The sequence below is a fragment of the Bacillota bacterium genome (assembly GCA_040754675.1).
Taxonomy (GTDB): domain Bacteria; phylum Bacillota; class Limnochordia; order Limnochordales; family Geochordaceae; genus Geochorda.
In genome coordinates this window covers 1-9,037 of record JBFMCJ010000133.1, presented here as the reverse complement: position 1 = coordinate 9,037, position 9,037 = coordinate 1, and the positions used below count along the sequence as shown (strand labels likewise).

Annotated in this window: 8 protein-coding genes and 2 pseudogenes; 6 read left to right on the top strand and 4 right to left on the bottom strand. The window is 62.6% G+C overall.

Features of this window, described 5'->3' with window-relative positions:
- Window positions 1-455: hypothetical protein (locus AB1609_09475; GenBank protein MEW6046692.1), on the top strand; the 455-nt coding region annotated here is incomplete at its 5' end.
- Between the two features lie 90 nt (window positions 456-545).
- Window positions 546-1,046 carry a GNAT family N-acetyltransferase gene (locus tag AB1609_09470; GenBank protein MEW6046691.1) on the top strand — a complete coding sequence of 167 codons (501 nt, stop codon included), beginning with the start codon at window positions 546-548 and terminating at the stop codon, window positions 1,044-1,046.
- 425 nt (window positions 1,047-1,471) lie between these two features.
- Here AB1609_09470 and AB1609_09465 read toward each other — a convergent pair whose 3' ends face one another.
- A complete protein-coding gene (locus AB1609_09465; protein MEW6046690.1) occupies window positions 1,472-1,972 on the bottom strand; it encodes an arsinothricin resistance N-acetyltransferase ArsN1 family A in 501 nt (166 codons plus the stop codon).
- 337 nt (window positions 1,973-2,309) lie between these two features.
- Between AB1609_09465 and AB1609_09460 the strand changes: the two genes are divergently transcribed.
- The 3 genes and pseudogenes from AB1609_09460 to AB1609_09450 all read left to right on the top strand — a co-directional run bounded on the left by AB1609_09460 (window position 2,310) and on the right by AB1609_09450 (window position 3,788).
- The gene (locus tag AB1609_09460; GenBank protein MEW6046689.1) at window positions 2,310-2,729 is read left to right on the top strand and encodes a DUF5678 domain-containing protein; all 420 of its coding nucleotides are present in this window, start codon (window positions 2,310-2,312) and stop codon (window positions 2,727-2,729) included.
- The gene (locus tag AB1609_09455; GenBank protein MEW6046688.1) at window positions 2,726-3,103 is read left to right on the top strand and encodes a retroviral-like aspartic protease family protein; all 378 of its coding nucleotides are present in this window, start codon (window positions 2,726-2,728) and stop codon (window positions 3,101-3,103) included. Before AB1609_09460 ends, AB1609_09455 begins: the two co-directional genes overlap by 4 nt.
- 79 nt (window positions 3,104-3,182) lie before the next feature.
- A pseudogene (locus tag AB1609_09450) lies at window positions 3,183-3,788 on the top strand (class I SAM-dependent methyltransferase).
- A gap of 125 nt (window positions 3,789-3,913) precedes the next feature.
- Here AB1609_09450 and AB1609_09445 read toward each other — a convergent pair.
- Window positions 3,914-4,030: pseudogene (locus AB1609_09445) on the bottom strand (transglutaminase domain-containing protein).
- A 30-nt stretch (window positions 4,031-4,060) separates the two neighbouring features.
- Window positions 4,061-4,792: a methyltransferase domain-containing protein gene (locus tag AB1609_09440; GenBank protein ID MEW6046687.1), complete on the bottom strand. Its 732-nt coding sequence runs from the start codon at window positions 4,790-4,792 to the stop codon at window positions 4,061-4,063.
- A gap of 801 nt (window positions 4,793-5,593) precedes the next feature.
- Here AB1609_09440 and AB1609_09435 point away from each other — a divergent pair.
- Entirely contained in the window at window positions 5,594-8,713 is a 3,120-nt protein-coding gene (locus AB1609_09435; GenBank protein MEW6046686.1) for an SIR2 family protein, read from the top strand.
- Between the two features lie 33 nt (window positions 8,714-8,746).
- On the opposite strand, the gene AB1609_09430 is transcribed toward AB1609_09435, so the two are convergent.
- Window positions 8,747-9,037, bottom strand: a 291-nt coding sequence (locus AB1609_09430) for a hypothetical protein (protein ID MEW6046685.1), incomplete at its 5' end; no start/stop codon positions are given.

The following is a 9,037-nucleotide window of genomic DNA, read 5'->3' as shown; positions in this document are numbered from 1 at the left end:
CGCGCCGTCGTGGAGCCGACCCTGCAACTGCCCGGTCATCCGGAGGTGTACTGCGTCGGCGACAGGCCTACCTGGAAGACGAGGCGGGCCGTCCCGTCTCCCAGGTCGCCCCGGCGGCCATCCAGCAGGGCGAGCACGCCGCCCGCAACATCCGGCGGCAACTGGCTGGCGCAGCTCCCCTGCCGTTTCGCTACCGGGAGCGCGGCACCATGGTCACCATCGGGCGCAATGGCGCGGTGGCCCTCCTGGGCAACCGGCCCATCCGGGGTTTCCCCGCGTGGCTCGCCTGGCTGGGGGTACACCTGGTCAACCTCATCGGCTTCCGCAACCGGCTGCTGGTGCTGGTCAACTGGGGGTGGAGCTATCCCTTCTACGACCGGGGCGTGCGCCTTATCACCGCGGAGGAGCCTGTGGCCCGCCCGGACGCCGGGTCACGGGATTCGCCGTCAAGATAAGCAGGGACTGTGGCGGCCGCCGCCTTCCGGCGGGCCAAGGATCTCGGTGCCGGTAGCGTCTCGATGGCGGGGGATGGGTGCTGCGTGCCTATGACGATACGAACCATGCGCAAACAGGACTTCGACTACCTCGTGACGGTCGTTGACGAGTGGTGGGGACGGCCCGTGCGTCACCTCCTGCACCCCGTGTTTCTGTATCAGTTCGGCGATACGGCTTTCGTCGCCGAGAACAAGGGTGCGGTGGTGGGCTTTCTCGTGGGGTTCGCCGGACAGCGGGATCCCGAGGAGGCCTACGTCCACATGGTGGCAGTGGCGCCCGCTTCACGGCACGCCGGGGTGGGCCGGGCGCTCTACGAGAGCTTCATCGAGGTGGTGGCCGAACGGGGGTGTCGCCGGATCAAGGCCATCACGACGCCTGGTAACCGGGAGTCGGTCGCGTTTCACACGCGGATGGGGTTCGTCATGGTCACGGAAGATGCTGTGTACGTCGACGACGTGCCCGCGGTCAGGGATTACGCGGGCCCGGGCCAGCATCGCGTCGTGTTCGTCAAAACCTTCGTGAGCGGTCTCTACGCCTCGTCCAGCTCGTGAAGGAGCTGCTTGGTGGTCACGACGCGGGCGAATTCCTCGTTGAGGGCCGCCAGCTCCACGGCGTGGACGACGTCGGCAGGATACACCCGCCCGTCGGGGCCCCGGCGGTCGAACGCGGCGGCTGCGTGGCGGGCGCCGGCGAACGGGGGGCAAGCACCATGGTCATCCCCGGCTGTGCTGTTTGAGCCGGGTGGCGAGGTGGACGTTCATACCCATGAGCACGAGCAAATCAGCTACGTGGTGAGGGGGAGCGCAACGTACCCCACGGTTGCCGCGCCCTTGAAGCATCCCTGGCGTACGACGTCTTCCACCCGGTCCGGCAGGACTACGTGGCGGAAATGCACCAAGCTGCAGGCGCCACGGCGTAGGGCCGCGCGAGGGTAGGGCCATCAGAAGGGGCGAGCGGGCAGGGCCGGGGCCTGGCGCTACCGTATGTTTTCAGGAATGAGGCGCTCGACGATGACGCAGTCAATCCAGCGCCCGTCCAAGCGGCCGTGCTTCTCGTAGGTGCCCACCTCCCGAAATCCGCACGAACGGCAAAGCGCGCGGCTTGCCACATTGAAGTCAAAGACGCGGGAGACGAGCTTCCAGTACCCGAGCCGCTCGGCCGTCTCGATCAGCGCGGTGAGCAGGCGCCGGCCGACGCCGCGGCCCCTCCACGCCGCGTCGACATAGATCGAAAACTCGCCGACACCGTCGTAGCACGAGCGGGGGCGGTAGGGCCCGATGGACGCCCACCCGGCCACCTGGCCCGCCACCTGGGCGACCAGAACGGGATGCCGCGGGCCGTGGGACTCGAGCCAGCGGCGGCGTTCCTCGGGTGTGCGCGGCTCGGTTTCGAAGGTAGCGATACGTTCTTCGATGGCCTGGTTGTAGATTCGCGCAATGGCCGCCGCGTCGCTTGCCGTGGCATGCCGGATCACCAGAGCGTCTACCGAGGCGGCCATCTCCCGCTCCTCCCAATGGGGGCCAAGCCACGGGTTCACGGCCCCGCCCTTACCCCCTTCCGGCCAGCTCAACGCCGGTGATCCGCCTCGGCTCTCTGTAGTTGGCTACTTCGGGCAAGTCTCCTTCGGGGTCACGGAAGTGGGTCGCCGTGGCCACCCGCCGCTCGTTCGGCAGCGGATCCACGGACAAGGTCCCAGGGTTCACGCTCAAGGCGGTGAGCGAGCGGCCTCTCCAGCTTCCACCACTGGCTTGCTAACACACGTCGTACAGGTTAGCATAGGGGCGCAGCCACGGACGATGAGAGGAGCCGTGCCGATGGCCTCCGCACGAGGACAGGGCGCGACATTGTACCTTCGGGGCCTGCCACAGGAACTGGCGCGAGCGGCCAAGGCGGCCGCCGCCGGGCGGGGAGTGACTCTCACGCAGTTCGTGACAGAGGCGCTTCAGGAGAAGCTGGCGGCGGCCCAAACCGTACCCGGTAGCAGCGGGAATGCGCTGATGGCGCTCCAGACCGAGATAGAGTGGTTTGAGGCGAACCGAGCCCGATTGCTGGAAGCTTACGGTGGCCAGTACGTTGCCATTGTCGATCGGCAGGTGGTGGACGCGGACGACGACTTCGCGCACCTGGCCCATCGGGTTTTCGCTCGCTTCGGTCCTCGTCCCGTCTTCATGCCCAAGGTCACCCCGGCGGAGCGAACGGTGCGGGTGCCATCGCCGCGGGTGGTGCGGCCGTGACGTTGAGTTATCCGTACGATACATCCTACGACCCGCCTGCCCCGGTCGTTCCCGTGCGCATCAGTGCGCCGGGGAGCCCCGATCGGGGGGTAGCGCTCCCCGCGCTGGTGGACTCTGGAGCCGACGTGACCGTGATTCCGGCGGCCGTCGCTGCGGCCATCAGGCTACCGCCGATCGGGCGGCTGAGGGTGGCGGGCGTGGCCGGGGTCGTTCACGGTGCCGTGGTATACGCGGCCGAGGTCGAAATCAACGGGGTCCGGCGATCGGCAGAGGTGATTGGCCTGGGCGACCAGACCTTGCTCGGACGCAACCTGCTCAACCAGTGGGTGCTTGTGCTCGATGGGCCCGGGCTTCGGTTGGAGATGACAGGATAACGGGCCAGCCTCATCACCTGCGTGATGCTGGCAGCGCGCGTTCGGTAACGAGCAGGCGCTGGACGGCAACTTCGGGGGAATGCCCATGAAGTCGTATGATGAATGGGGTCAAGCCTACGACGCATTGGTTCGGCGGAAAACGCCGGTTATTGAATTGTCCTACGATTTCGTATTGAGACAGCTGGGCGACATTCGCAACAAGAAGGTGTGTGACTTGGGCTGCGGGCAGGGAGAGCTGGCTCGACGAATGGCTCTGCAGGGAGGCATCGTGACGGGAGTAGACATCAGTCAGACCATGATAGTCCTCGCCCGGTCGTACCCCACCCCGCCTTACGTCACATACGTATGCGCCGACGCTCGCAAGCCGAGCCTGCTTCCCGACGCGGCCTTTGACGCCGTGGTCATCAACCTTATGCTCATGGATGTGATGGAGTTCGAGGCGGTCTTTGCTGCCGCATCACGCCTTCTTTCGGACGGCGGTATGGCAGTCTGGACCATTATGCATCCTTGCTTTGAGTCTCTTCACAGTGAACCTCTGGACGACGGAACGGGGCGTCTATCGCATCGTAGGGTTTCTCAATACTCTCCCCAGTGGTGGCGTTCAGGCCGGGAAGGTACCCTGAGGGCTGCCCTGGGAGCGTTCCACCGGCCGCTCTCGGAGTACATGAACGCGTTCGTGCGGGCAGGCTTTGAGATACTCGAGATGGGAGAACCGGTCGTGCCGAAGCACGTGCCGTTGGAGCCTGACCAGGAGTCGCACTACGTTCTGCCGCCGTTGCTTGGTGTTGTGGGCGTGAGAAAGCGGCGGCTGACCAGCACCCAGCGGGCCTCGGAAGCGTTCCAGTACTCGCACACCCAGTGGTCCTCGTAGCGGCCAGGCTCGAAGTAACGGGCGAAGCCCACGCGCACCCGCGCCGGGGTGCCGTGCCGAGACCGGCATGCAGGGCGGGCCGCTGTCTACCGTCCAGAGGAGCCTGAAGCGGGTGTCATTCTGTCGACAAAGCCCGCCTCTCTCAGCCAGGTGAGCTGGTCGACGAGCGCGCCCGGCTTGTCCATGGGGTCATCGGGGTGCTCGAACCAGTTCCAGTCGCTCTCGGCCAGGCGCTGGTATGCCTCCAGGTTGCCCGTCAGTTGCAGGGAACGCTGCCTCACGTCCTCGTTCCACGTCCGGGCGGCGTGACGCCATGCCCACCGGCTGGCCGGCCTCACGATGTCGGCGATGAGCAGCCCGCCGCCCGGCTCCAGCCTTTGGCGCAGTCCCCCAAACAGCCGCCGCTTGCCCGCATCGTCGAGATGGTGAATGACAAGACAGCTCAGAAAACAGCGAACCGGGCCCCGCAACTCCCGCAGCCACCGTTGGCTGTCCAGCTCGAACGGCCGCACCTCCGCCCTTGCCCCGAACGCGGCCAGACGCCGTCGAGCCGCATCCAGCATGGCGGGGGAGCCGTCCAAAGCGATGACGCAGGCCCGGGGAAACCGTTGAAGGACGGCTTCGCTCAGCCACGCATCGCCGGCGCCCACGTCCACGGCAACGAACGCCTCCTCCGGTTCCGCCGGGATGAGGTCGACCATGACCGCCGCCATCTCGTCCCGCCACGGCGTGAAGAGCGGCCCCAACTCCAGGAACGCCTCCGACTCCGCCTCGCTCCAGCGGGGAGACGCCATGCGCTCGCGACCCTTTCCTGCCATACGCTCGGTTACCTCTGCAGCATCTGCCGTCTACCGGGGCGGCATCCGGCCCGGCAAGCCCGCCTTCGGCACCACCGGGCACCGAGCCTCACGGACGTGCGCCCGGATCTCCTCGACCGCCCGCAGGGCCGCCTCTGCCCACCCCGGGGGATACACGTGCGCGCAGGTGGTGGCCGGAGATGTACACCAAGGCATCCACCCTCGGCGAGGCCCTGCCCAGAACTGAGCCTCGGCACCAATGCCTAGCTTCTTCATGGCCGTTTCCTTCGCTGGCGCTCCGGCACACTGAAAGCAACCGTGTCTGGGCGCATGTGGGGCAGGCCTCGTCCTGCGACCTGTGTCGCAAGCCGGGCCACGGGCTCCACTCTGCTAAAGCCCGTAGATTTGGTTGAAGGTCTCCGGCGGACCATTGCCGTCGACCGGACGAGTTACCGGCTGTAGGGTCTCTGGAGCCAAACCCGCTCGTCATCCACGGGTCTACGGCGTAGCCGCGCGGACGGGTAGGCCGGATGGCTCCCTGTCACGCTGGTCCCTCCTCGGGCAATTCCGATCCGTGCCTCTTGGGTTGGTGGCGGAACTTCGGCCCCGGCTTGTCGCCCCCTGCACCTTGGGGGCAAGTCTCCACGCGCCCGGAGGAATAACTCGAAGACCGTCGAACGGAGTCGTCGAGACCAGAAAGGCAAGGTCCTAACGGGCGTACCTTTTACAGCTGACGCAAGATGGCCTATGTAACGTCTTCTCGTGATGCCTACATGAACGCCAGGTCGTGGGCGCAATCAAGTAGGCCAGGGGGGAGAGGGGATGGATCTCCCGCAGTATCTTATCGACCAAGTGCGTAGCGGCCAAGTGGTCCTTTTCGCGGGCGCAGGAGCATCGAAGGGTGCTACGTTGCCAGATGGTCGAGAACCCCCAAGCGGCCAGGAGCTTGCTGACGCCATTGCGCTTAAGTTCTTGGGCTCGGATCATGCCGGCCTACCTTTGCAGGTTATCACAGAATTAGCCATCAATGAATCAAGTCTAGCCGAGGTCCAGGATTTCGTCGCCTCAACGTTGCGTGGCCTTCAGCCTTCGAGGTTCCATCTAACGCTGCCGACGTTTCGATGGCGAGGCATTGCCACGACTAACTTTGATACCGTCATCGAGACAGCATACGAATTCCAAACGGATCGTGCACAGAACTTGGTGCCGTTTCTCTCGAATGAGGACAGGATCGATGAAAAGGTGCGCTCGGTCGACGCGGTTGTACTCTTGAAATTACATGGCTGCATAACAAGGACGCATGACCCCGATCTGCCCCTCATCCTGACTTTCGACCAGTATGTCACACACAAGACAGGTCGGGAACGCCTCTTTAACACACTCATCGAGTGGGCATATGAGAATCCGGTTGTGTTCGTCGGGTATAACATGCGTGATTCAGACATCAGGGAAATCCTTCACGTCCTGTCGGAGTTGAAGGAAAACAGGCCGAGACATTACCTAGTAGTTCCAGAAGTTCGCGAAGTGGAACGACGCTATTGGGAGATGCGACGAGTGACCGTACTCGAAGGCACCTTTGAGACCTTCTTGAGAGCGCTCGAGAGCTCGATACCCATGCATACTCGGCGCTTGGCGGCGGTCGCCAAGACCGTTCATCCGGTGGAGAGTAGGCTTGCAACGGCGGACGTTTCTCTCACCGATACCGCCCGCGCGTTCCTTGATTATGACGTGGACTATGTGCCTGGTCCCTTGCCGGGGGCGTCCGTCACGCCTCAGGCCTTTTATAGGGGGTATAACCCGGGTTGGGCAGCTATTGAACAGGGGCTGGACGTCCGACGTGAGCTTGTCGAGACGATTCTCTTGGATGTGCTGCTGGCCGACGAAGGAGAACGACCTGCTCCGACAGAGTTCTGCGTGATTAAGGCGGAGGCTGGTGCTGGCAAGTCAGTCTGCCTTCGTCGAGTGGCCTGGGAAGCGGCCAAAGATTATGAAAAGCTCTGCCTGTTCTTGAGACCATATGGTAGGTTATCATATGAGCCGGTGGCCGAATTGGCTCTGCTTACAAAGGAGCGCGTTTTTCTTTTCGTTGACGATGCCGCGGACAGGGTCGTGGAGATTGAGGACTTACTGACCAAGGCTCGCCGAGATAGCTTGCGCCTCACCGTATTATCAGCTGAACGAGTCAATGAGTGGAACATGACATGCGAGCGGATCAAGGACTACGTCACATCCATGTATACTCTTCCCTACTTGAATGAGCGAGAGATCGGGGATCTCGTGGACCTGCTGACGAAGCACCGGTCCCTCGGCCATCTTAACGGCATGCCACGAGAAGCTCAAGTGCGGGCCTTCAAGGAACGAGCAGGCAGACAGCTCTTGGTGGCACTACATGAAGCTACGCAAGGCAAGCCCTTTGAGGAGATCCTAGTTGACGAGTATAACGAAATTCGCCCTCAGCGTGCCCAGAATATCTACCTCTCAATATGCATCCTGAACAGGCTTGGTGTCCCAGTACGTGCCGGAATCATCTCCCGCGTGTATGGCGTGCCCTTCGAGGCGTTCAGAACCCAGTTTTTCGAGCCTTTGGAGCACGTTGTATACACCGGTTATGATCCGGTAACCAAGGACTATCATTACACAGCTCGGCACCCAGAGATTGCTCAAATCGTCTTCGAACGCATCCTCAGTTCTCCTGCTGATAGGTTCGACCACTATATCAGACTTCTGGCCGCGTTGAATGCGGCGTACACGACAGATAGGCAGGCACTCAGGCAGCTAGTGCGGGGTCGAACGCTGTTGGAGCTGTTTCCAGATCACTCGGCTGTGGTCGAGATCTTCAGGGTGGCCTGCAGTGTTGCCGGTAATGATCCGTACCTCTATCACCAGATGGGTATCTATGAGATGAACCGTCCAAATGGGAATTTACGGAAAGCCCAGGAGTACCTCAGCAAAGCACACGAAATGTCTCCAAGTGACAAGACCATTGTGCATTCGCTAGCTGAGCTTGCTCGGCGACGAGCTGAGGCGTCCGAAACTCCCGGTGAGCGGGAGCGGTGGCGGAAAGAGGCAGAGCGCCTGGTGGCCACGCTGCTGGCCTCGCGACATGGAGCGTACGGCTACCACACCTTGATTCGAGTGGCGTTGGACCGTCTGCGGGAGGCGTTGTCCGCTGACAGCGTAACTGATAGGGAAATCGACACGTTAATACAGGACACGGAACGGTACCTGACCCGTGCATTGCAGGCATTCCCGGATGACGAGTTTCTGCTGGCGTCTGAGGCCGAGCTCGCACGGATCCTCAAAGATGATGAACGAGCATTCATGGCCCTCAAGAAGGCTTTCGACGCAAATCGCCGGAGCCCGTTCATAGCCTCTCGTCTGGCAAAGGCCTACGTCGATCGCGGCGGATTGGAAGAGGCAGTTCATGTACTAAGCTCCGCGGTAGAGGCTAACCGTGGGGAGAAGCGGCTCCACTATGAGTTAGCGATGCTCCTGCTGAGGTGGTCACCCGATGACGTGGACTCAGTTTTGTACCACTTGCGCCGCGCATTCAGCCCTGGCGACGGCAACTATGTTGCACAGTTCTGGTACGCTACGCTCCTGTTTATTACGGGGGAACGCGACAAGGTCAAGGAGGCTAAGGACATCTTTCGCAGCCTCCGAAGGTCACCCATGGGTCTGGATGTGCGAAATAGGGTGCGTCATGTCCTAAGAGAGGGCTCTGCGCCTAAACGTTTCACCGGTACCATTGTCGGCTTAGAATCGAGTTACGGCTTCATTGAGCGACATGTGCATGGTGACAGGCTGTTTGTGCACAGCGCCAACGTGGATAATCAAGTGTGGCGAGAGCTGAGGGTCGCCGATAGCGTTGGGTTCGCTTTGGGCTTCACCTTCGGAGGCCCGACTTGTATCGAGGTTCAGAAGATATCAACGGCCACTTGACAAGACCACTTCGGCAGCAGTGCTAGACCCAACTTAAACAGCCAAATCAGCCAGGGCCGTCGTGACACGGTTGACGCCTCCCACAGCCGGCGCTGCTCCTCGCTCAGGCGGCCAGCCGGTACAGCCGGCAGGCTCCCAGTCGATCTCCACCTCGTCGATCTCGGCCAACGTGGATAGGGCGGTACGGGCCCGCTGGGGCATGCCGGCCGCCTCCAGCCGCTGCTCGATCATCCGGGCCAACAGCAGCGCCAGCACGGCACTGGTGATGTGGCCGCGTACCCCCGGCTCCGACCAGTGGTAGACGGGCTGGATCTCCAGGGGCGT